Genomic DNA, 25,362 nt, shown 5'->3' with positions numbered 1-25,362 from the left:
CAAAGATCCAAATGGCAAAGACATCGTGGTTGAGTTTGGTACACCAGTGACTCAACCAGACGGTTCAATCACTGTAACCGGTAAAGTACCTGAAGGTACGGATAGTACTGTAACTGTGACTGTGCCTGAAGGTTCTTATGACGATACTACGGGTAACCCAGGACAACCAGGTACGGGTACAGGTACAGTCGATACTGACCGTCCACAAGTTGAAGTGACTGTGACACCAAATGGTGACATCGTACTGACTTACCCAGATGACACAGATCCGTCAACGATTACGACTGATAAAATCACAGTCAAAGATCCAAATGGCAATGACATCGTAGTTGACTTTGGTACACCTGTGACTCAACCAGATGGTTCAATCACTGTAACGGGTAAAGTACCTGTTGGTGTAGACGGCACGATTACTGTGACTGTACCTGAAAGTTCATATGAAGATACCACGGGTAATCCAGGTTTACCGGGTCAAGCCAATGGTGGTGAAGGTACACCAGTAGATACACGTGCCCCTGATGTAACCGTAGATATCGTTCCAAATGCAGCAAACAGCTCAACAGCAACAGCAGTCTTTAAATTCTCTGAAGCTATTGATCCAACCAGCTTTAATGCCACTGATCTCGTTGTGACCGGTGCCAAGTTAATCGGTCAACCTGTTTATGATCAAGCAACAGATAGCTGGTCAGTTGAACTTAAAGTAGAACCAGGTCAAACCGTATCGGTTGAAGTAAAACCGGGTAGTTATACTGATTTAATTGGTAATGCAGGTACAGCAGGTGATGACCAACTCATCACTGTTAAAATTACCGGTGTAACTCCAGATGTGGACGAAAACGGTTCACACATTACGGTGATTACAGGTAAAACTGAACCTGGTAAAGACGTTGTTGTACAACTTCCAGATGGCACAACACTTCCACCGACAAAGGCGGGTGTTGACGGAACATGGACGATTACAACGACTACACCATTACAAGATGGTGACTTTGTAACAGCAACAACGACAGACCAAGACCAACAACCGATTCAAGATAAAGTATCTTTGCCATTGATTTACATCAATGTGGTCGCTGGCGATGACGTGATTAACGAAGATGAATTGGCAGGCTTAACTGATCCAGATGGTCTATTCCTTATCACTGGTACCATCAGTAATCCAGATGCTGAAATTACGGTCACTGTAAATGGTAAACCGTACACTGTTGACCCTGCGAATATTACGCCACAAGGTCAATGGAGCTTAAAAGTTCCAGCGACTGAACTTGGTCCAGACAACAGCATCACTGCCATTGCAAAAACACCAACAGTGACTTCAGAACCTGCGATCCGTAATCCAGGACTCGACAACGAAGCACCAACGGTGGATGTACAAATTACAGAACAAGGTAAAATTACAGTTCAATTTGTACCGGATGTGAATGTAGCGAGCATCGATCCAAAAGACTTTGTGGTGAAAGATGGAAATGGTGATGATATCACCATCAGCTTCACACCATCAGCAGATGGCTTGACGTATACTGCACAGCTTCCAGATGGCTTTGACAGCACAGTAACCGTGACTGTACCAGAAGGTTCATACGAAGATGTATCAGGTAACCCAGGACAACAAGGTACAGGAACAGGTACAGTTGATACTGACCGTCCACAAGTTGAAGTGACCGTGACACCAAATGGTGACATCGTACTGACTTACCCAGATGACACAGATCCGTCTTCTATTACGACTGATAAAATCATCGTCAAAGATCCAAATGGCAAAGACATCGTGGTTGACTTTGGTACACCTGTGACTCAACCAGACGGTTCAATCACTGTAACGGGTAAAGTTCCAGAAGGTACGGACAGCACGATTACTGTGACTGTGCCTGAAGGTTCATACGAAGATACTACGGGTAACCCAGGTCAACCAGGTACGGGTACAGGTACAGTGGATACTGACCGTCCACAAGTTGAAGTAAGCGTGACACCAAATGGTGACATCGTACTGACTTACCCAGATGACACAGATCCATCTACGATTACGACTGACAAAATCACGGTTAAAGACCCAACAGGTAAAGACATCGTGGTTGACTTTGATACACCTGAAACTCAGCCAGACGGTTCAATCACTGTAACCGGTAAAGTTCCAGCAGGTGTAGACGGTACGATTACCGTGACTGTACCTGAAGGTTCATACGAAGATACTACGGGTAACCCAGGACAACCGGGTACGGGTACAGGTACAGTTGATACTGACCGTCCACAAGTAGAAGTGACCGTGACACCAAATGGTGACATCGTACTGACTTACCCAGATGACACAGATCCATCTTCAATCACCACAGATAAAATCACGGTTAAAGACCCTACGGGTAAAGACATCGTCGTTGACTTTGGTACACCAGTGACTCAGCCGGACGGTTCAATCACTGTAACCGGTAAAGTTCCAGCAGGTGTAGACGGTACGATTACCGTGACTGTACCTGAAGGTTCATACGAAGACGTAACAGGTAACCCAGGTGTTGAAGGTCAGGACACAACGACTGTAGATACGATTGCGCCTGAAGTGGCTGTAACGGTGACCTCTTCATCTGCAGACCATACTTCAGCAACGGCTACATTTACCTTTACAGAAAAAATTGATCCCGCAACTTTCTCTACGAATGATTTGATTGTTACGGGTGGCAAGGTTGTTGGCGCTATTACCCAAGTCGATGAATTTACGTGGACTGTTGAACTTAAAACAGAGCCGGGTGTAACCGTATCTGTTGAAGTGAAAGATGACAGTTATAGCGATGTTGCGGGTAACACAGGTAAGGGTGATCAAGATCAATTGATTACACTCAAAATTACCGGTGTAACGCCAAATACAGATGCGAATGGCGATGATATTACTGTTATTACAGGTAAGACAGAGCCAAATAGCGAAGTGAGTGTGCTCGTTCCGGGTCAAGATACACCATTAACAGTACAATCAGGCCCAGATGGTCTGTGGGAATTAACTGTTCCGGGTATTTTGAAAGATGGTAACGAAGTTACTGCGACGACCACTTATGAAGATAAAAATGGTGATGTCGTCAGCACTGGTGATGAAGTTGAATTGCCATTCGTTTATATCGATGTTGTGGCGGGTGATGATGTCATCAATGAAACAGAATTGGCTGATTTAACTGAAACTGTAGATGGTCAAAACTTCATTACAGTGACAGGTACCATCAGTAATCCTGCTGCAGATTTGGTTGTGAACTTTAATGGTACGCCTTATAGCGGTTCACAAGTGACTGTGACTCCACAAGGTCAATGGAGCATCCGTGTTCCTGTTGCAGATGTGAAAGAAAGCAACACCGTGACTGCACAAGCAACAACAGATACAGCAACGTCAAATACAGCTGAACGTCAACCTGGTTTAGATAATCAAGCACCGACTGTGACTGTTGAAATTACTGAACAAGGTCTGATTAGCATTAAATACGAATCGGATGTTAATCCTTCAACGGTTGATGTTGCCGATTATACAGTGGTTGATCAGTTCGGTAAGAAAGTTACTGTGGAATACACAGTGTCTGAAGATGGCTTAACCGTTACAGGTAAAATCACAAGCCCAGTGGATGGCAAAGTGACTGTACTTGTACCAAAAGACAGTTATCAAGATTTCAGTGGCAACAATGGTACCAAAGGTTCGGCAAGTGAATCTGTCGATACAACTTCACCTACAGTAAATGTGACCATTACGCCGCAAGGTGAAATTGTGGTGACTTATGAAGATGATGTTGATCCAAAGTCTATTGATCCAAAAGACATCGTTGTTAAAGATCCATCGGGCAATGTGATCACTGTTGAGTTAACACCATCTGCAGATGGCTTAACGTACACAGGTCAAGTGCCAGATGGTATTGACGGTAAGGTAACGGTTTCAGTTCCTACAAATTCATATGAAGACTTAACAGGTAATCCGGGTAAAGCTGGAACAGGCGAAGGAGATGTGGATACAGATCGTCCACAAGTTGAAGTAACGGTGACACCTGAAGGTCAAATCATCGTGACTTATCCTGAAGATACTGATCCAACGACTATTGATCCTCAAGACATTATCGTTAAAGACCCATCAGGTAATGACATCACTGTAACGTTAACACCATCAGATAATGGCTTAACGTACACAGGTAAAGTGCCAGAAGGTATCGATGGTAAAGTGACTGTAGACGTGCCTGAAGGTTCTTATGAAGACCTTACAGGTAACCCAGGTAAAGTCGGTGGCGGTGAAGGTTCTGTAGATACAGACCGTCCGCAAGTTGACGTGACAGTGACTCCTGAAGGTCAAATCATCGTGACTTATCCTGAAGACACTGACCCAGCGACCATCGATCCAGAAGACATTGTTGTTAAAGATCCATCGGGCAATGTGATCACTGTTGAGTTAACCCCATCAGAAGGTGGCTTAACCTATACAGGTCAAGTGCCAGAAGGTATCGACGGTACAGTCACTGTGGAAGTGCCAGAAGGTTCTTATGAAGACCTTACTGGTAACCCAGGTAAACTTGGTGAAGGTGAAGGTTCTGTAGATACCGACCGTCCACAAGTTGAAGTAACGGTAACGCCTGAAGGTCAAATCATTGTTGAATATCCTACAGATACCGATCCAACATCGATCACAACAGATAAGATTGTGGTGAAAGACCCTGAAGGTAATGAAATCACTGTGACTTTAACACCGTCAGAAGGCGGCTTAACCTATACAGGTCAAGTGCCAGATGGTGTGGATGGCACAGTCACTGTTGAAGTTCCTGAAAATTCTTATGAAGACCTTACAGGTAACCCAGGTAAAGCTGGTGAAGGCAAAGGTGATGTCGATACAGACCGTCCACAAGTCGAAGTGACTGTGACGCCTGAAGGTCAAATCGTCGTAACTTATCCTGAAGATACCGATCCAACCTCAATCACGACAGACAAGATTGTGGTGAAAGACCCTGAAGGTAATGAGATCACTGTGACATTGACCCCGTCAGAAGGCGGCTTAACGTATACAGGTCAAGTGCCAGAAGGTATCGATGGTACAGTAACGGTTGAAGTTCCTGAAAACTCGTATGAAGACCTTACAGGTAATCCGGGTAAAGCAGGCGAAGGCAAAGGTGATGTCGATACAGACCGTCCACAAGTCGAAGTGACTGTGACACCTGAAGGTCAAATCGTCGTGACTTATCCTGAAGATACTGATCCAACGTCAATCACGACAGACAAGATTGTGGTGAAAGATCCTGAAGGTAACGAAATCACTGTGACTTTAACACCGTCAGAAGATGGCTTAACGTATACAGGTCAAGTTCCAGACGGTATCGACGGTACAGTAACGGTTGATGTTCCTGAAAACTCATATGAAGACCTTACAGGAAATCCGGGTAAAGCAGGTGAAGGTAAAGGCTCAGTTGATACAGACCGTCCACAAGTGGGTGTGGAAATCACTCCGAATGGCGATATTATCCTGACTTATCCTGAAGATACTGATCCAACGACTATTGGTACTAGCACGATTACAGTTGAAGGCCCTAAAGGCCCAATCACTGTTGAATTTGGTACGCCTGAAGTACAAACAGATGGCACTGTTGTTGTGACTGCTAAAGTTCCTGAAGGTGTTGACGGTCAAGTGACTGTTACCGTTCCAGAAGGTTCGTATGAAGACTTGACTGGCAATCCGGGTAAAGTGGGTGAAACTCAAGGCAATGTCGATACTGACCGTCCAAGTGTTGAAATCACTTTAACACCACAAGGTTCGATTGTTATTCAATATGAAGACGATGTCGATCCAACTACGATTGATCCAAAAGACATCGTGATTACAGATGAAAATGGTAATCCGATTAAAGTTGAATTAACGGTATCTCCAGATGGTTTAACCCTGACAGGTCAAATCCCACCAAATGTAGATTCAAAAGTGACCGTGATCGTGCCTGAAGGCAGTTACCAAGATAAAACAGGTAATGAAGGTCAATATGATATCGACAGCAAGTTGGTAGATACTGATGTTCCTGAAGTGACTGTAACGGTTGATCCGCAAGGTAATATCACTGTGACTTATCCTGAAGATACAGATCCGAAAACCATCAAACCAGATGCGATTGTGGTGAAAGATCCTACAGGGAAAGAGATCACTGTTGAGTTAACGCCATCACCAGACGGCTTAACGTATACCGCTAAAGTGCCAGAAGGCATTGATGGTAAAGTGACTGTCGATGTACCAGCAGGCTCTTATGAAGATTTGACAGGAAACCCAGGTACACCAAGTACAGGTAAATATCCTGTCGATACCATCGCGCCAACTGTTGAAATCACCTTAACGCCTACAGGCGATATCGTGGTGAAATTTGAAGATGATGTTGATCCGAAATCGATTGACCCTGAAACAATTATTATCACTGATAAAGACGGCAAACCTGTTGAGGTGACGCTAACACCTTCTGAAGATGGTTTGACTTATACAGGTAAAATCCCTTCAGGTGTGGATGAGCAAATTACAGTTGAAGTTCCAACAGGTTCATACACTGACTTGGTGGGTAACCCAGGTGTAACTGATAAAGAAACTGTAGATGTAGATACTATTGCGCCAACAGTGATTGTCGATATTATTGCTCAAGCGACTGATAGCAAAGCTACAGCGACTTTCGAGTTCAGCGAGAAAATTGATCCTGCAAGCTTCAGCTCTGCTGACTTGAAAGTGACAGGTGGTCAAATTGTTGGTCAGCCAACCTATAACGAAACCACAGGTCTATGGTCAGTTGAACTCAAAGTTGAACCAGGTCAAACCGTAACTGTTGAAGTCCTTCCTGAAAGTTATACAGATGAAGCAGGCAATAAAGGTTCAGGCGAAAGTGATCGTTTAATCACGGTTAATATCACAGCTGTTACACCAAATACCACGGAAGACGGTACGCACGTGACCGTGATTACAGGTAAAACTGAGCCGGGTCATGATGTGGTTGTGACTTTGCCTGATGGTACAGAATTACCACCAGTGAAAGCAGGTCCAGATGGTACATGGACCACAACGACTGAACTTCCATTAAAAGATGGTGATGACTTATCTGCGTCTACAACAGACCAAGATGGCAACCCAACGAAAGACACCGTGTCTTTACCATTGATTTCGATCAATGTGATTGCGGGTGATGATGTCATTAATGAAGAAGAAATGGCTGAATTGACCGATGAAGATGGTAACTTCATTATCACCGGTACAATTTCGAACCCGAATGCGGCTATTACTGTCGATGTTAATGGCACTGAATATACTGTTGATCCTGCAGATATTACGCCTACAGGTCAGTGGACACTGAAAGTTCCTGCAACTGAAATCAAACCGGAAAACTCAATCACTGCAACTGCGAAAACAGATACAGTGACTTCAGAACCTGCAATTCGTAACCCAGGTTTAGACAATGATGCACCAACAGTTCAAATTGACATCACTCCACAAGGTGAGATCAAAGTAACATTTGCACCAGATGTTGATCCTGCAACGATTGATCCAAAAGACTTCGTGATTACAAGTCTAGACGGCAAACCAGTAGTGATTGATTTCACGCCATCTGAAGATCGTTTGACTTATACCGGTCAAGTGCCTACAGGTGTAGATACCTCGATTACAGTAAAAGTGCCTGAAGCATCTTATTCAGATAAAGCGGGTAACCCAGGTGAAGAAGGTTCTGAAACAGTTACAGTGGATACAGCCCCGCCTGTAGCAGAAGTGACTGTGACACCAGATGGTAAGATCACTATTACATATCCAGATGACACAAAACCAGACACCATTGATACCACAGGTATTATTGTGGAAGGTCCAGATGGTGAAGTGATTCCGGGTGTAACCTTTGAAGAACAACCTGATGGTACATATACAGCGAAAGTGCCTGAAGGCATCGATGGCGACATCGTCGTGAAAGTGCCTGCGGGTTCTTATGAAGACACTACGGGCAACTCAGGCGAACCTGTAAAACAACCAGCTACGGTAGATACAGAATCTCCAGTCGTTGATGTTCAAATCGATGAAAACGGTAAGATCACACTGACTTATCCAGAAGATACTGATCCTGACACGATTGATACGACAGGTATTGTTGTTGAAGGTCCAAATGGCCCAATTTCTGATGTGACTTTCGAAAAACAACCAGATGGTACCTACACTGCGAAAGTACCTGAAGGCGTTGATGGCGAGATCGTTGTGAAAGTACCTGCGGGTTCTTATGAAGACACTACAGGTAACTCAGGTGAGCCAGTTGAACAACCGGGTACTGTGGATACAGATACACCAACAGCAACCGTAACCATTACTCCAGACGGTAAGATCACTGTCACTTATCCTGATGATGTCGATCCATCGACAATTACAGAAGAGTTGATCGTGGTTGAAGGTCCAAAAGGACCAATCGAAGTACCATTTACACCACCAGTGAAACAACCAGATGGTTCATACGTGGTAACAGGTGAAGTGCCTGAAGGTACAGATGGCGAAATCGTGGTGAAAGTACCTGCGGGTTCTTATGAAGACACTACAGGCAACTCAGGCGAGCCAGTTGCTCAACCGGGTACTGTAGATACAGATACACCAACGGCTGAAGTGACGATTACACCTGACGGTAAAATCACTGTGACTTATCCAGATGATGTCGATCCATCGACAATTACTGAAGATAAGATCGTAGTTGAAGGTCCAAATGGTCCAATCGAAGTACCATTTACACCTGCTGTGAAACAACCAGATGGTTCTTATGTGGTCACAGGTGAAGTGCCTGAAGGTACAGATGGTGACATCGTCGTGAAAGTACCTGCGGGTTCTTATGAAGACACCACAGGAAATTCAGGCGAGCCTGTTGAAAAACAAGGAACGATTGATACTGAATCTCCAGCGGCTGAAGTGACGATTGAACCGAATGGTGAAATTATCGTTACATATTCACCTGATGCGGATAAAACAACCATCGATCCTGCTGACATTGTGGTGAAAGATAGCAAGGGCAATACCATTGTGGTTGATTTTGTTCCATCAAATGATGGCTTGACTTACACAGGTAAAGTGCCAACTGCGATTGATGAAAATATCACAGTGACTGTGCCTGAAAATAGCTTCAAAGACACCACAGGTAATGACAATACGACTTCGGTAAAAACTGACCCTGTCGATACGATTGCACCTAAAGTTGAAGTCGTGATCACGCCAGAAGGTCAAATCACCCTGAAATACGAAGACGATGTTGTTCCATCGACCATTGATACCTCAAAAATTGTGATTGTTGATGGTAATGGTAAATCTGTACCTGTGACATTTACACCAAGCGAAAACGGTTTGACTCTTGTTGGTCAAGTTCCTGATGGTATTGATAGTCAAATTACTGTGACTGTACCAAGTGGTTCGTATCAAGATGAAGTGGGTAATAAGGGCGGTAAAGGCAGCACGTCAAAACCTGTCGATACTCAGTCTCCTGAAGTAGAAATCAGCATTACTCCTGACGGTAAAATCACCATTACTTATCCAGATGATGTCAATCCTGACAGCATTGAAGAAGGTAAAATTGTTGTTGAAGGTCCAAATGGTCCAATCGAAGTACCATTTACTCCACCAGTGAAACAACCCGATGGTTCATACGTGGTGACAGGTGAAGTTCCTGAAGGTACAGATGGTAATGTGACTGTTACAGTTCCAACAGAAAGTTATGAAGATACCTTGGGTAATCCAGGTGAAGAGGTTGACACGACGGTTCCTGTCGATACCATTCCACCTAAAGCCGAAGTGACCGTTACACCAGATGGTAAGATCACTGTGACTTATCCAGATGATGTAGATCCAAATACGATTGTGGAAGAGTCAATAACAGTAACTATTCCAGATCCAACGGATCCAAATGAAACAATCGATATACCTGTGACATTTAATCCACCAGTGAAACAACCTGATGGCTCTTATGTGGTAACGGGTGAAGTTCCTCCGGGTGTAGATGGCACAGTAACAGTGACCGTTCCGGGTACCTCTTATGAAGATGAATCGGGTAACCCAGGTGAACCAAATTCAGGTAATGGTAAAGTCGATACCGACGTACCAACTGCAATTGTGACAATTCAACCGAATGGTGACATTGTTATTAAATACCCTGAAGATACCAACCCAGATTCGATTGATACATCGACGATCACTTTCACTGATAAAGATGGCGATCCAGTAGTGGTTGAATTAACACCTTCTACAGATGGCAAGACCTTTACAGGTAAAGTACCGAACGGAAATGATACTGATATTACAGTTAGTATTCCGACTGGTAGTTATACCGATGAAACGGGTAATCCGGGCGCTCAGGTTGATGTCACTGAACCAGTAGATACTATTGCACCTAATGTTAATATCGATATCACACCAAATGGTCAGATTACTTTAACGTTTGACGATGATACGGTTCCAAGTACCATCCAAACTGGAAAAATCACAGTTACTGACAAGTCTGGTAATCCTATCGTTGTTGAATTTGTCCCAAGTCAAGATGATCCGCTTGTATTGGTGGGTCGTGTTCCTGAAGGTACTGAAACTGGTATCGTGGTGACTGTTCCAGCGGGTAGTTATCAAGATGATGTAGGTAACAAAGGTACTTTAGATCAAGATTCTGCTGATGTAGATGCTGTACCGCCTGTCGCTGTAGTAACGATTACACCAGACGGTAAGATCACTGTGACTTATCCTGATGATGTTGATCCATCGACGATTACAGAAGAGAAGATCATTGTTGAAGGTCCAAATGGTCCAATCGAAGTACCATTTAACCCGCCAGTGGAACAACCTGATGGTTCTTATATCGTGACTGGTGAAGTACCTCCGGGTGTTGATGGTGACATTACCGTAACTGTCCCAACAGATAGCTATGAAGATAAATCAGGCAATCCGGGTGAGGACGTTACAACGACAGAAACACCTGTAGATACTGTTCCGCCAAAAGCTGAAGTAACGATTACACCTGATGGTAAGATCACTGTAACTTATCCTGATGATGTTGATCCATCGACGATTACAGAAGATAAAATCATTGTTGAAGGTCCAAATGGTCCAATCGAAGTACCATTTAACCCACCAGTGGAACAACCTGACGGCTCTTATATCGTGACTGGTGAAGTACCTCCGGGTGTTGATGGTAAGGTTACAGTAACTGTCCCTACAGATAGCTATGAAGATAAATCAGGCAATCCGGGTGAGGAAGTAGATAAAACTGTCCCAGTGGACAATATCGCTCCTGAAGTTGAAACAACCCAAGTGGTTACGAAAGAAGATCAAAGTGTGACATTAACTTGGGCGCATTTTGGTATTTCAGATGCAAATACAGCAAATGATCAGCTTGTTATTACGGTAACAAATCTGCCAAAAGACGGTGTATTAACAATCGTGGATGCTGCTGGGAATAAAACTCCAATCATCGCGGGTCAAACATTATCTTATGCTGACATTAATGCAGGAAAAGTGGTATTTGCTCCAGATGCTAACGAAGCTTCAGCAACTGACGGTGGAGTCTATGCGGGCCTAGAATTTAATGTTTCTGATGGCAAACATGTGACGTCAGGCGAGCTAGAAATTGTTGTCGATGCAGTGGCAGATAAGCCATCCTTAACTCTAGATTTATTAGATTGGAATCCAACAGTGATTAACCTTAATAAAACAACATGGAGTAATTTAGGAACTGTAAATGGCAATAATCTGACTGCCAATGGTGGATCAGGTGCTTCTAAAGATGCACTTAAGAAAGCTTTTGAATATTTATTATCTGATGCTGGGCAGACTGCATATAAAAACCAGATCGTATCAACAGGTAATACGAATTCTCTGGTTTCAGAAGGCAATATAACGGCTAAAACTGGTGTGGCAATTACAGGCTACGTATTCTTAGAAGCCGGCACTGTTTATAAATATACTGGTAAGGCTGATGATAGTGGTATGTTAATCATTGGTAATGAAGATCCTAAGCATGTGAGCTGGAAAGGTATTACATCTGTAGATAGTACATTTACTGTAGCAGAAACAGGATTCTACACATTTGATTTCTACATGCACAATGCAGAGGGTGATGGCAATTATAACTTCAAAGTGGTAGAAGAATCAGGCAAAGAGCTTGCTTATTACCCTGATCTAAAATCTGCTATTGCTGGACTTAATGACTTTTATAGTGCTACGCAACCTTCAGTTGAATGGACTGTTTCTGATTTACTTCAAAAAGATGCTACTGATAAAGACCAATATGGCTTCCATCGCCCTTACTTTAATTTAAGTGGTGAAGTTGGGGAGGATATTTCTCTTGGACTACTTAATACGAAATTGAATGACCAAGATGGTTCTGAAAACTTAACACTGAATTTCTCAGGCTTGGTTGAAGGAATGCAAATTTACGCTGTTACTGTAGATGGAGCTCGAGTATTACTCGGAACTGCAGATACAAATGGTAATTTAAGTTTTGTCGCTGATGGCATGAGTATTGAAGGTTCAAGCTTAGTGGCGATTGCACCACCAAGTTTGGTTGTTACAGGTAATTCTTTACAGTTGAATGTGAAGCTTGAATCTGTTGCAACTGAAAAATCGAATGGTTCAACTGCAAGTTCAGAACTAGAGTTCGGTGTAATTTTATATCCTGCTTCTGTAACAAACGTTGCACCTGAAATTGAAATTGAACCAGAAGTAGTCACTGTTGGTTCAGCTGTTTCCGGTCAAAAAATTGCTACATATGCTGCATCGGATGCAGATAATGATAGTCTGACCGTGACATTTGCGAATGGCTCGACAGTTAGTGCCGACGGTTTCTATCAATTGTCAGTGGTTGATCAATCTGTAACCTTAACTCAGAAAGGTGCGGATCAGTTAAATTCAGGTGCTGCACTGCCTTCGATAAGTCTTCAAGTTACTGATGGTAAAGTTACAACTCCTGTAACTGGTAATGCTGAACTCATTGAGTTAAAAGCAACATTAACAAGTGAAATTTCGGTATCAACGTCAACATCAGGTGGAACTGGTGGTGGTTCAACTAGTTCAGTGATTAACGTTCCAAACCTAGGTACAATTTATAAAGATGCACAAGGTAATTATGTTTCTAATGATCTTGTTGCTGGTGCGAAAATTGTAGATATTGCTGCAGAGATGCAAGCTATTATCAATGATCCACAGTATGGCAATGATTTCAATAATATTACCAATGCTCTAAGAGTCTTTAATAATTTGAAAGGTGATAATAGCATTTCTGAAATTATCATCATCAACTGGGAGAACATTAACAAAGTCCTGACTCAGAATGAACTTGGCTTTAATTTCTCAAATAGTTTCCCACAAGGCTTTTCAAGTCAAAAAGGTACTCCGAGTGACTGGATTGTATTTGATGAAGCGTATTCAGGTGCAAAATATCCAGTTAATTCAATGGTCTTGAATAACTCTGATACAACCAACTATATTGATGGCTTTAACTTGAGTATTACGGGTGTCCAAAATGTAAATGGTTTCCAAATTAATATGTTGGAAGGTGTACTATTTGCAGATGGAACTCAAATTGCTAAGACAGGTGAGAAAAATCAAAATGGACAGGATCAACTTGGGGTAGTAGCTCCTGAAGCAGGCACTCCAGAGAAAGTTTTACAATTTACTTTACATGCAGAAGTTTTAAATGATGCAGAGGCAAATGTGAATGTAAATGGTGTGAAATTTAAATCTGCTGCTCTTGATGCTTTAGTTGATGCCAAAGTTTCGGTAAATGGTATATCAGTAAGCAAAGATTCAGATGGGTATTATACTTATCAAGGCACTTCAAGTAGTCAAGTTGAAGATTTTGTCGTGAAAGTTACAGTCCCTGAAACCTCAATTCAAGATGTAAATGTACTTACAACCCAGCTCGAAACAGAGTTAGGAAATAGTAACAATGTGCTTCCTATTCAGGAAACAGTGACTGCGACAGCATCGTTTGCGATGTTCTCATTAGAAAGTGAAAGTTTACTTATTAGTGATGATATTGTTTTCGACCTTCTTGCAGACGACAATTTGGGTGGTAATACATTAACAACTGTAAATGATTTTTCTATTGCTGACCAAATCGACATCTCGTCATTACTTTCTGACGATGCAACTGAAGCGAATCTCGCAGAGTTTGTAACAGTAGTATATGACGAAGAAACTGATTCAGCTGTGATTTCAATTGACCGTGATGGCACATCAGGTCCGAAATACGAATCACAAGATCTCGTAGTATTGCTCAATCAAACGAGCAAAGTCGAACTAGATGATTTAATCAATAATAATCAAATTATTTACTAATCATTTGATGAACTAAAAAAGCACCTTCGGGTGCTTTTTTTGTTTTGAAAAAAGTGAATGCAGATTGAAGACTTGGTTTTAATCAACAACTCATCGGAATTAAAACAAATACGCTATATCTACACTTGTATATTTTATAAGCTTTCTTGGCGCTAAAAAGTGACACTTATCTGATGACTTAGCTCAAAAGGTATGCATAAAAACAAATCAATGGACAATAAAAATGAAAAAGAATCTCTGGATCAGGACACTTCTTTGTATGACGGTTGCTGTGTCTCCACTCACTCTTGCAGCGACCAGCACAGCACCTATTCCACCCAATAGCCAGCAAGTTTTTTTTGTCGGTAATAACTGGGATGGTACGGTAACAGTGATTAATCCTGCAAAAAACTATCAAAAAGTTGGTGTCATCAATATGGTGCCCGACAAAAAAGAACGGCTCACTGAGATTTACCTCAATCCAGTAAAATTGATCGCCTATAGCTATATTCGAAATACGGCAGGAGAGGGAAATGATCAATTGGTCGATGACATGTATTCCACACCAGATGGCAAATCGGTGGTTGCATCACGCCCAAGTTATGCAGATGTAGTCTCGATTAACATTGCAACAGGGAAAATCAATTGGCGCACACCCGTTGAAGGTTTCCGAGCAGACCATATGGCAGTTTCACCTGATGGACAGCAAGTTGCAGTTTCAGCATCTTCGGGGAACGTCGTACATGTACTCGATATCAACACGGGCAAAGAATTAGGACGTTTTGCGACGGGCGATAAACCACATGAAAATATCTATTTTGCCAATGGAACTAAAATCTTAAATTCAGCCATTGGTAATGTCGAAACAGCTATGGATGCATCTTGGCAAGATTTTACTAAAGGCAAACGCTATATCACGATTGCAGATGCTCAAAATTATAAAGTTCTTAAAAAAATCGATTTTAGACCTGCTTTAGATGCCGTAGGACGTAAAGACCTGTCTAACTCAGTTCGACCGATTGTATTTAGTAAAGATGAATCCAAAATCTATGCGCAAGTCTCATTTTTTAATGGTCTAGTCGAATACGATCTCAATCAAGACAAAGTCACACGTATTGCACAGCTTCCGGGAAGTACAACTATTCCCTCAGATCGCACGAAATGGGTGAATGACTCACGCCATCATGGGCTTTCGATCAGTGGAGATGGTGAAAAACTATGTGTCGCAGGAACCATGGATGATTATGCCACCATCGTCGATCGTAAAACTTTGACCGCAGCAAAATTGATTGCTGCAGGTAAACCGTATTGGGCAACGCAAAGTCCAGATGGAAAACGATGTGTGATTTCTGAAAGTGCGACAGATGCAGTAACCGTGATTGATTTCGCGACAGGTGAAAAAGTCATCACAGTGCCTGTTGGCAATCACCCACAGCGTGTTCGTTTAGGTTATGCGCCAGCAGAGGATGGGGCAACTAATAATTTAGATAAAATTAAATAAAAGGTAAATTCAGAGTCAAATCGGCTCTGAATTTTTTAAATATAAGAATGTATCTAGAGACTGCATCATGTATAAGAAATGGATTGTTCTAGGCTTAATGGTTAGCTTAATTTTATTGTTGATGATTCTATTTTTAAAGCCACAGCAACAGCACGTAAAGCAGCAACAGACTCAACTGGATAAACAAAAAGTGTCTGAAATACATTCAGAGCGAACCACTAAAAATGCTTTAAATGATCAAAGTTCAAAACAAAAAAGACAAGATAAGGAAACGCACGCCCAGTTATTACAGCAACGTGAACAAGTATTTCAACAATTTCAGCAAATAAATACGCAGATGAGTCAGGGGCAACAGCCGAATCAAAATCAAGTACTCACTTTACTCGAGCAACAATATAGATTGGTTGAAAAAGGTGTCGTGAACGTAGATGAAGCCATTTCATCTATTCAATATTTACGCCAAATACTCCCTGAAATGGATCGATTTTTAGATGGGCAACAAGCCAAACTAGAACAACTTAAAGATTGAATAAGGCTGATTTATGCTTTTGAACGTGAACAAGCTTGAACGAAATATTTGAAGCGAAGAACAGAAGTTGAATAGAGCTGAAACAGAATAATAGTTTTTAGAATAACGGTTAGAGTTGAATGCTGAAAATTTTAATAATGATTTAGAAAATAAACACTCCGAAGATGCCGCTGCAAATGTCGTGACCCTGAACCCGATGAGTTCAAGGTGGACGCGACGTACACTCGCTGGGTTTCCCACACAAGGAGGGCATACGCTCAGAATATACAGAACACATCCATAAGTTTAAGTATCGGCAGGGGATTAGACCTAGCTGGCGAACACCTCAGAGATGTGCTCAGTATAACGAATTCAGCGTTATTGGCAAATCACCAAACGCGGACAAAGTGTTTAAAATGAAGCAATCGGGTAAAGTATAATCACTAAACCACCGATTAATCAGTCAATTCTTCCACTTGTTCCAAAATATTTTGCAACAAAAGTTCGCAGTTTGCATATTCTTGCAAACTCTTATTCATCGACAGGACTTCTTGCATTAACTCAAGTGCGACCATAATGATCAGTTTACTCGGTTCCATACGTGGTGCTTTACGACGAAATTCATCGTATTTGTCATTCAGTAATTGTGCTGCGCGTTCTAAATCTGCTTGTTGGTCAGAGGTCGTCGCTAAACGGAAACTATGACCTAGAACTTTTAAATCAACTGCAATTTGTTCATTCATGATCAAACTTCCTCATTGCTTTCAGTCGGATGCGCCAATTGTTGAATTTCTTGTGCATGTTGATCTTGAGCAGTACCTAAAATGGCTAAACGTTGAATAATCGCTTCAACTTTGGCTTTGGCATGTTCATTTTTTTGTAGCAGACGTTCACGTTCTTGCTTTAAACCCTGAATTTCTTGCTGCGCATGACGTTGTTCATTTTGCATTTTTTCTTTGACGATACGTAACTCATTACGCTCGGCCAAAATTTCCTGAAAACGATTTTTTAGATCAGTACAGCTTTTTTCGAGGCGGCTGTATCGGTCAGCCAAGGCAGTTGCATCAGTATTGAGCTGTTGAAGTTGAGCACGTGAATCAGTTAATTGCTCATTCAGTGTTTCAATTTCTTCTTGTTTCGAGGTGATAATGCCGTTCTTATGTACAATTTGAGCATGATGCTGCTCATTAGATGAGTTTTTCTCATCTTGTAAGGCACCATTTTCGCTTTCAAATTGCGCCAGTCGCGTTTTTAAAACGCTAATATGCGCTTGGAGACGCTGTAATTCTTCTAACATAACGTAGTCGCACAGTCTTGCAAACAAAGGTAATATATACGAAGTATAGAGATTGGATAAGCGAATGCAAGACGATATTTCAGGTTGGTCAGATTGGTCCCACAATTTTTCTAAAATTGAAGAAATTTCAAGCCCAAGTGAGTTACATGGTTTACTCACCGGTATAGTTTGTGTGTCACAGCCACCGAGTCGTGAAGAGTGGCAACAAATTTTAGCAACGCTTGATGTTGCTGAATTAGATGAAGATGCATTGGCATTGTTAACTGAAGAAGCAGAAGATGTAGCTCATTCACTTTCAGATGATGAACTCGACTATCTTCCTTTATTACCAGATGATGATCACTTACTAGGTGAGCGTGTACAAGCTTTGGCAGACTGGTGTGCAGGTGTGGTTCTAGGTTTTGGTTTAGCGGCAGGACATCTGCGTACCAATGAACAAGAATTGATTGAGCATTTACAAGATGTCGCTTCAGTTGAGTTTGAAGATTCAGATGATGATGAAGAAGGTGAAGAAAGCTATCAAGAATTATACGAATTTGTTCGTTTAATCCCAGTGAGCCTATCTATGGGACGTACCAAAGTAGATGTTTCAGAAACACCGTTGCTACAACTGAGCGCAAAAAAATCATCGGCTCAAGCGGGTAATGTGGTTGAAATGTTCACACCTCACCGTCCAAGTTAAGGCATTCTTTTTGCATTAATAATTAATAGATGATGGGCTCTATCTTTAGAGTTCATCATCCTATTAAATCAATCATAGTCCAAGCGTATAAGAAGCATATCAATGAAGAAATTAACTCAAGCAGATTTTCAGGAACGTCGTGACATCCTTGCAGGTGAAATGGGCTTACGCAGCATCGCAATTATTGCCACGAGCAAAGAAGCCATGCGAAACCGAGATGCTGACTATAAATTCCGTGCTGATAGTAGTTTCTTTTATTTAACAGGTTTTGCTGAACCTGAAGCGGTTGCAGTGATTGAAACCTTTGATAGCGAAGAAGAAGGTTATAGCTATAGTTTGTTCTGTCGTGAACGTGACCGTGAAATGGAAATTTGGAATGGTTACCGTGCGGGTATTGATGGCGCGATTGATGACTATGACGCGGATGAAGCCTTTGCTATCGATTTATTAGACGAAGAAATTTTAGAAAAATTACAAAATAAAGATAAATTATTCTACCGAATCGGGCAGCAAGCAGATTTTGATGCTCGTGTGGCGCAGTGGATTGCAGCTGCAAGCGGTGAATCACGTAAGGGTGCAAGCGCGCCTGCACAAGTCATTCAATTGGATCGCATTATCGATGAAATGCGTTTGCATAAGTCTGATGATGAACTCGAATTGATGCAGATTGCTTCGGATATTTCAGCAGAAGCGCATACCCGCGCCATGCAAACGGTTAAACCGGGCATGATGGAATATGCACTAGAAGCAGAACTGAATTATGTCTTTGGTCAAAATGGTTGTGTACCGTCCTATAACAGCATCGTTGGTGGTGGTGAAAATGGCTGTATTCTGCACTATGTGGAAAATGACAAAGAACTGAAAGATGGTGATTTGGTACTAATTGACGCAGCTTGCGAATATCAACTGTATGCTTCGGATATTACCCGTACCTTCCCAGTCAACGGTAAATTCAGCCCTGAACAAAAAGCGCTTTATAACGTTGTCCTCGATTCGCAAATTGCGGCGATTGATGCCGTGCGTATCGGCAACTCTTATAAAGAACCGCATAACGTTGCAGTGCGTATTTTAGTTCAAGGGTTGCTGGATCTTGGCATCATGCAGGGCGATATTGACGAAATCATCGCAAAAGAAAGTTACCGCCAGTTCTATATGCATGGAACAGGTCACTGGCTAGGTATGGACGTGCATGACGTCGGTTCTTACAAACAAGACGGTGAATGGCGTGCCTATGAAGAGGGTATGGTTGTGACTGTAGAGCCGGGTCTTTATATTGCACCGGATGATGAAACGGTTGATGAAAAATGGCGTGGGATTGGTATCCGTATTGAGGATGATGTTGTAGCAACTCAAAATGGTCCACGTGTTTTAACCGCTGCAGTGGTGAAATCTGTAGAAGACATTGAAGCACTGATGGCGAAAGCGAAAGCCGCTTAAGTTTATACAGTATTTAAAAAAGCCGGTCAGATGATCGGCTTTTTTATTTCATTTTAAGTATATGGATTTTGATCTAGTATTAAAAACAGTGGCGAAGGCCATTAATATTTTGAGATGTATGTACTGTATTTATTTGGGTTTTACTGATTTCACGTAATTGAAGACTACAGCTGTTGCCGTTTTCATTATATTCAGCTTCATAACTTGTCCCGGCTTTAGGTATGAAACTTCCTGCTATGTTACAGGTATAACTTCCTGTTGCTTCAACACGTCGGGCATCTATTACGAAAGGCTGATTGGCAGTGATAACGTGTTCAGTAAATGTTAGCTTTGGTCCCCAGCCCTTTTGAGGCGTATTCAGTACAGAAGTACTTTTTTCAGTTTGCGGTATGCCGATAATAACACTTTCGCCTTTGGGCATACTCGTTGCAAAACTACGGAAAAGATTTTTTGTTTTCGTTTTTCCCCATGCTTCACAGCTGGTGTTTTCGTATAGATTTGTATTTGACCATTGATGATAAATACGTATACGAGATTGGGTATTAGAATCATAATCGACTGATTCTGTACGATAAATTGGTTGGTAATCTTCTGCAGGTCCTATCATTGGAAGTCCCTGACATCCAGAAATAAAAAAGATTGAACCGAATAATATGGATTGTTTTAGAATAATGTGGTGCATCAGGCATCTCAAAAAATAGAATAAATATAAAGGGTTAATTTAAGTGAAATTTGCTTTAATTTTTGTAAAAATTTACAACGGATAAATGAAGATTAGGCTTTTAGGGGTTAACGTGAATACTGCAAATTAATAATTTCATACAATATTTTAAGGCACATATTTAAATACCTTTAAATGAATAGTGTGTATTTTGAATATTCTGCATAAAAAAAGCCGATCATCAGACCGGCTTTTTAACTTCATTAAACATTAAGATTTTTGCAAAAACTCAGTCGCTAATTTTAAAAACTCTTCCGGTTTTTCATATACAGCCATATGCCCAGCTGCCAGTTCAGCATATTCAGCATGAGGAATCAGCGCTGCCGCGTCTTTAGCCAGCACACCGGGCACCATATAGTCATAGGTACAGCCAATTACCAAAGTTGGTTTGTTGATTTTTTTCGCTTGAGCAGTTACATCGGTATGAATCAGCAGTTCAGCTTGGCGGATAAATCCTTCCCAATTATTGGTTTGCAGCGTGTTTTCTAAGGTTTGCGCCATAGTGTTTTCATCCCATGCCGAGGTGAAGTTTGCGCTAAAACCTGTTTGAATAATAATACTCGACATCGCTTTACGGTTGTTTTGACCTAAATCTTTCCATAGCTCAAATTGAAGCTTAGTGCGGGCATTACCTTTAAGATAAGGGGCCAATAACACCACAGATTTTACATATTCAGGGTATTCAGCAGCGATATAAGCCGAAACACTGGTGCCCAATGAAAAGCCGATTAAATCAAATGGCACAGCATCGGCGGCTTTGGCGGCTGCAATTACTTGTTCTGCCAATTGCGCAGTGCTTAAAGGCTGGCCATCATCGGTTGTTTCACCCGAACCTGAATAGTTCGGACGAACTACCTTATAGTGCGGGGCAAGAAATTCAATAAAATGCCCCCAGTTAGACTTGGAGTTTGCGCCTGCGCCATGCACCAGCACGAGGTTTAATGGGCCGCTGCCATCAACGCTATAGGAGATTTTTGCATTTTCGATTGTTGTAAATAAGTTCATTCGTTGTACATTCTCATGTGTTTGGAATGAAATCACTATAAACTCTGACAGCGCTGTGAGAGTCAAGGGGTAAAAATGCAAATTGGTCAATTAGCTAAAAAATCAGGCATCAGCATCCGCATGCTTCGCTATTATGAAGATCAAGGATTAATCGTTCCGATGCGCAGTGAGTCAGGCTATCGCATTTATAATGCCAAGGATGAAGAGCGGGTGCGCCGTATCCGCGTGCTGACCAAGGCAGGGCTGAATTTGCAAGCCATCAGCCTTTTGCTGCCGTGTATTTCGGTTGAACAGCTGGATGTCGATCCTTGCGAACAAGTCATTGATTCGCTGAAAAATGAATTAGACAATATCAATAAAAAAATTGAAAACCTGCAAATCAGCCAGCAGTATTTGTCGGATTATTTAAACATTTTGCAGCAAAAAAAGAGCATGTTGAGCTAAGCGAAAAACACGCCAAGCTTTTGATAAAATCTGATTGTACGGCTAAATAAATTGATTAAATGAGTTGATCTGACTATTTCATCTCACTATTGGATCAACTTATGCTGCTCAATCATTCTAAAAGCTTGAGCAGCTTGCTGATGCCATACTCGATATCGGTTTTTTTGACATGATCGCGGGCCAAACTTGAAATGCCGGTCAGGAAACTATCAAAGATGGTGGCTAAGCCAATGCTGTCGATATCCTTTGGTATTTCGCCAGAGTCGATGCCGCGCTGCAGGGCTTGAATAAACCCTTGGCGGGTTTTCTGCCGAGATTGCCGCAATATTTCTATTACATGCTGATGCTCTGCAGATGGCGCCAGCACCGTGCTCAAAGCCACCATACAGCCCAAAGGATGGCTTGGATCATATTGCATATCTAGAGATTGCTGTAAGGTTAACCCGATTGCGTCTTTGGCAGATAGCGTATTATCCCAAAGCGCTTCAGTCACCGTTGCAAAGGTATCTATATAATATTGGCTTGCTTCTTGAAACAAATTTTCTTTGGAGCCAAAGGCTGCATAAAAACTCGGGGAAGAAATATCGCCCATAGCCACTTTTAGTTGGCTTAAAGAGGTTGATTCATAACCATAATTCCAAAATAAATACATGGCCTGCTTCAAGGCCTCATCACGGTCAAACTCTCTTGGACGTCCAGTCTTCGCCATTAAAACTCTCCTGTTGCATATTATTAATATACTAATCGATATAGAACTCGTTGACAAAAGGCTATTCATTGTTTTTAATTATATACCAATCGATACATAAGTGTGGGCGCATTTGAAATGGCGCTAAACAATCAGTCAATTAAAAGTGAATAACATGATGAAACAGTTAGAAGATGTATCGCTGGATTCTAAAAATAATGTGCCCATGCCAGTTTTTGCTTTATTGGCACTGGCCATGACTGGCTTTATTTGTATTTTTACCGAAACCATTCCAGCAGGTTTATTACCGCAAATCTCAGCAGGGCTGAATGTTTCTGAAGCCTTAGCGGGACAGCTGATTACGATTTATGCCCTCGGTTCTTTACTGATGGTAATTCCACTCACCATATGGACACGTGCATGGCCAAGACGCCGTACTTTACTCCTGACGGTATTTGGTTTTTTGCTTTTTAATTCAATTACAGCGCTGTCTGATCATTATATTTTGACTTGTATTTCTCGCTTTGGCGCAGGCGCCGCAGCAGGCTTGGCATGGAGCCTATTGGCAGGTTATGCAAGACGCATGGTCAGTCCAGCTCAGCAAGGCAAAGCTTTAGCAATTGCCATGGTAGGGACACCCATTGCGTTGTCACTGGGCATACCTTTAGGCACTTGGCTGGGGCAGATGATTGGTTGGCAAATGACATTTTTCTTGATGTCTGCTTTGGCAATTGCCTTGGTGATTTGGATCTTTATTGCAGTTCCAGACTTTTCAGGTGAAACAACGCGACCAGAAAATTTAATTTTCAGCGTATTGAAAATACCCGGTGTGTTTTCCGTACTGGCAGTGATTGTGACGTGGATGCTGGCACATAACATTTTATATACCTACATTACACCATTTTTGTCTTTGTCCCATTTGGACGCACATGTAGACCAGATTTTATTTTTATTCGGTGCGATGGCTTTACTCAGCATTTGGTTTACAGGTCATTTAATTGATCAGCATTTAAGACATTTGGTCATTGCCAGTTTATTGATCTTTTCAGTGATTTCACTGCTCTTAGGACTGTTTTTATATTCAGCGCCAGTGGTGATTTTTAGTATTGCCATTTGGGGACTGACCTTTGGCGGCGCTGCAACACTTTTACAAACGGCATTAGCACAAGCAGCAGGACAGCATGCCGATGTTGCCTTGTCTATTAATGTGGTGGTTTGGAATGGCGCAATTGCACTGGGCGGTATTTTGGGCGGCTTGCTGCTCAATCAATTTGGCGTACAAGTTTTGCCTTGGGTCATGCTGTTGATTTTAGTTGCGGCGTTCATCATTGCCCTTTGTGCCAAGTCGAATGGCTTTAAAACTCAGTATCTCTAAACCAGTATCAACTAAAGATGAAACAACAAAACACCAATCAAATCAAACATGAAATGAAGATTTAAACGTTATTCAGTTTGAGTACAACGCAACAATCAACAAAGCAGTAAATACACAATCAAAGAGGTTTAATTTTATGAAAAAACTATTACTCGCAACATTCACGTCACTGACTTTAGCACAATCCGTGATAGCTGCACCGCAACTGAATACCACACATGAATTTCCTGTGATGAAGGGATATAGCAGTTATTATGATGATATTGATGGCGTGAAACTGCACTATGTGAAAGGCGGAAAAGGGCCTTTGGTATTTTTAGTTCATGGTTTTGGGCAGTCTTGGTATGAATGGCACCAGCTTATGCCGACTTTAGAGAAAAATTACACAGTTGTTGCGGTCGACTTGCCGGGTCTTGGGCTTTCTCAGCCACCCAAATCTTTTAAAGGTTCAGATGTATCTGAAATCTTATATAAGTTGGCAACAAAATTAAGCAATGATCAGCCGTTTTATTTGGTTGCACATGATATTGGCATTTGGAATAGCTATCCAATGGCAGTGAAGCATCAAGATAAAATTAAAAAATTGGTGTTTATGGAAGCGCCGATTCCAGACAAAAGCATGTATGAATTCCCAGCATTCTCAGAAGAAGGCGAATCACTGGTTTGGCATTTCAGTTTCTTCGCAGCCAAACAAAACCTAGCTGAAACCTTAATTAAAGGGCATGAAAAATTCTTTTTAACCCACTTTATTCATGAGCATGCCACCAATAAAACAGTATTTACACCACAAGTGTTAGACATGTATGCCAAGTCGTATTCCAAACCGCATACGCTGAATGCATCATTTGAATATTACCGTTCTCTGAATGATTCCATCAAAGAGAATGAAACCATTTCCAAAACCAAATTGAATATGCCAGTGCTTGCGATTGGCGGTGGCGGTCATGGTGGTATGGGGCAATTCCAAGTAGATCAAATGAAGCAATATGCGACCAATGTGACGGGTAAAGTGATTCCAAACTGTGGCCATTGGTTACCTGAAGAGTGTGCGCCTGAACTGAATAAAACTGTGGGTGACTTTTTAAATGCCAAGTAAACACTAAGTATAAACCGCAAGGCTTAACATCAACGCATCAGGTATTTAGCTAGATGTCTCCATTTGAATGCATCCAAACATGACCTGTTCAAATGAAGATGAATTAAACAACCTGTGGCTGAGTCTGAAGGACTCAGCATTTTTTATTGTGATCTTGATTGATTCGCTATTTTTAAGATGAATATTTGCGGCAAGATAGACTTTATTTTGTATTTATTCAGTGCAAATACCTGCAACAAATTTGTATTTCATTATAAAAAATCATGCCCTTGATGTAAGATAAAATCCATTACAGATTATATGTATTTCGAGTGAATTTCCTAAATTCGAATACTT

The 25,362-nt window shown here is 41.7% G+C and carries 13 protein-coding genes and 1 other RNA gene; 8 read left to right on the top strand and 6 right to left on the bottom strand.

What is annotated here, in order from left to right; genetic code table 11:
* Nucleotides 1-25 precede the first annotated feature (25 nt).
* The 3 genes from B1202_RS03530 (at nt 26) to B1202_RS03520 (ending at nt 16,302) form a co-directional block, all read left to right on the top strand.
* On the top strand, nt 26-14,293 hold the full coding sequence (locus B1202_RS03530) for an Ig-like domain-containing protein (RefSeq protein ID WP_213033252.1): 14,268 nt from the start codon (nt 26-28) through the stop codon (nt 14,291-14,293).
* Between the two features lie 259 nt (nt 14,294-14,552).
* Nucleotides 14,553-15,773, top strand: coding sequence for a YncE family protein (locus B1202_RS03525; RefSeq protein ID WP_228145127.1), 1,221 nt, complete (start codon nt 14,553-14,555; stop codon nt 15,771-15,773).
* Between the two features lie 67 nt (nt 15,774-15,840).
* Nucleotides 15,841-16,302 (top strand): hypothetical protein, encoded by a 462-nt coding sequence (locus tag B1202_RS03520; RefSeq protein ID WP_078189182.1) that lies wholly within the window; start codon nt 15,841-15,843, stop codon nt 16,300-16,302.
* 152 nt (nt 16,303-16,454) lie between these two features.
* On the opposite strand, the gene ssrS is transcribed toward B1202_RS03520, so the two are convergent.
* The 3 genes from ssrS to B1202_RS03505 form a co-directional block, all read right to left on the bottom strand.
* Nucleotides 16,455-16,637: non-coding RNA, 6S RNA (gene ssrS, locus B1202_RS03515), on the bottom strand.
* Between the two features lie 99 nt (nt 16,638-16,736).
* Nucleotides 16,737-17,024, bottom strand: coding sequence for a cell division protein ZapA (locus tag B1202_RS03510; RefSeq protein WP_078189181.1), 288 nt, complete (start codon nt 17,022-17,024; stop codon nt 16,737-16,739).
* Nucleotides 17,025-17,026: 2 nt separating this feature from the next.
* Entirely contained in the window at nt 17,027-17,578 is a 552-nt protein-coding gene (locus tag B1202_RS03505; protein WP_078189180.1) for a hypothetical protein, read from the bottom strand.
* A 64-nt stretch (nt 17,579-17,642) separates the two neighbouring features.
* On the opposite strand from B1202_RS03505, the gene B1202_RS03500 reads away from it, so the two are divergent.
* Nucleotides 17,643-18,260 carry a UPF0149 family protein gene (locus B1202_RS03500; protein ID WP_078189179.1) on the top strand — a complete coding sequence of 206 codons (618 nt, stop codon included), beginning with the start codon at nt 17,643-17,645 and terminating at the stop codon, nt 18,258-18,260.
* A 102-nt stretch (nt 18,261-18,362) separates the two neighbouring features.
* A complete protein-coding gene (gene pepP, locus B1202_RS03495) occupies nt 18,363-19,697 on the top strand; it encodes a Xaa-Pro aminopeptidase (RefSeq protein WP_078189178.1) in 1,335 nt (444 codons plus the stop codon).
* A 79-nt stretch (nt 19,698-19,776) separates the two neighbouring features.
* Here pepP and B1202_RS03490 read toward each other — a convergent pair whose 3' ends face one another.
* Both B1202_RS03490 and B1202_RS03485 read right to left on the bottom strand, forming a co-directional pair.
* Entirely contained in the window at nt 19,777-20,379 is a 603-nt protein-coding gene (locus tag B1202_RS03490) for a hypothetical protein (protein ID WP_078189177.1), read from the bottom strand.
* 249 nt (nt 20,380-20,628) lie between these two features.
* Nucleotides 20,629-21,423 (bottom strand): alpha/beta fold hydrolase, encoded by a 795-nt coding sequence (locus B1202_RS03485; protein WP_078189176.1) that lies wholly within the window; start codon nt 21,421-21,423, stop codon nt 20,629-20,631.
* A 75-nt stretch (nt 21,424-21,498) separates the two neighbouring features.
* Between B1202_RS03485 and B1202_RS03480 the strand changes: the two genes are divergently transcribed.
* On the top strand, nt 21,499-21,867 hold the full coding sequence (locus tag B1202_RS03480) for a MerR family transcriptional regulator (protein WP_078189175.1): 369 nt from the start codon (nt 21,499-21,501) through the stop codon (nt 21,865-21,867).
* Between the two features lie 112 nt (nt 21,868-21,979).
* Here B1202_RS03480 and B1202_RS03475 read toward each other — a convergent pair whose 3' ends face one another.
* Entirely contained in the window at nt 21,980-22,576 is a 597-nt protein-coding gene (locus B1202_RS03475) for a TetR/AcrR family transcriptional regulator (RefSeq protein WP_078189174.1), read from the bottom strand.
* A 154-nt stretch (nt 22,577-22,730) separates the two neighbouring features.
* Between B1202_RS03475 and B1202_RS03470 the strand changes: the two genes are divergently transcribed.
* Together B1202_RS03470 and B1202_RS03465 are read left to right on the top strand one after the other, a co-directional pair.
* Nucleotides 22,731-23,930 (top strand): MFS transporter, encoded by a 1,200-nt coding sequence (locus B1202_RS03470; protein ID WP_078189173.1) that lies wholly within the window; start codon nt 22,731-22,733, stop codon nt 23,928-23,930.
* Nucleotides 23,931-24,066: 136 nt separating this feature from the next.
* Nucleotides 24,067-25,026 (top strand): alpha/beta fold hydrolase, encoded by a 960-nt coding sequence (locus tag B1202_RS03465; RefSeq protein ID WP_078189172.1) that lies wholly within the window; start codon nt 24,067-24,069, stop codon nt 25,024-25,026.
* The last annotated feature ends 336 nt before the right edge of the window (nt 25,027-25,362 follow it).

It is taken from the genome of Acinetobacter amyesii (assembly GCF_002018365.1).
Classification (GTDB): Bacteria; Pseudomonadota; Gammaproteobacteria; order Pseudomonadales; family Moraxellaceae; genus Acinetobacter; species Acinetobacter amyesii.
Note: the sequence above shows the minus strand (reverse complement) of the source record. Positions and strands in the feature narration are given on the sequence as shown.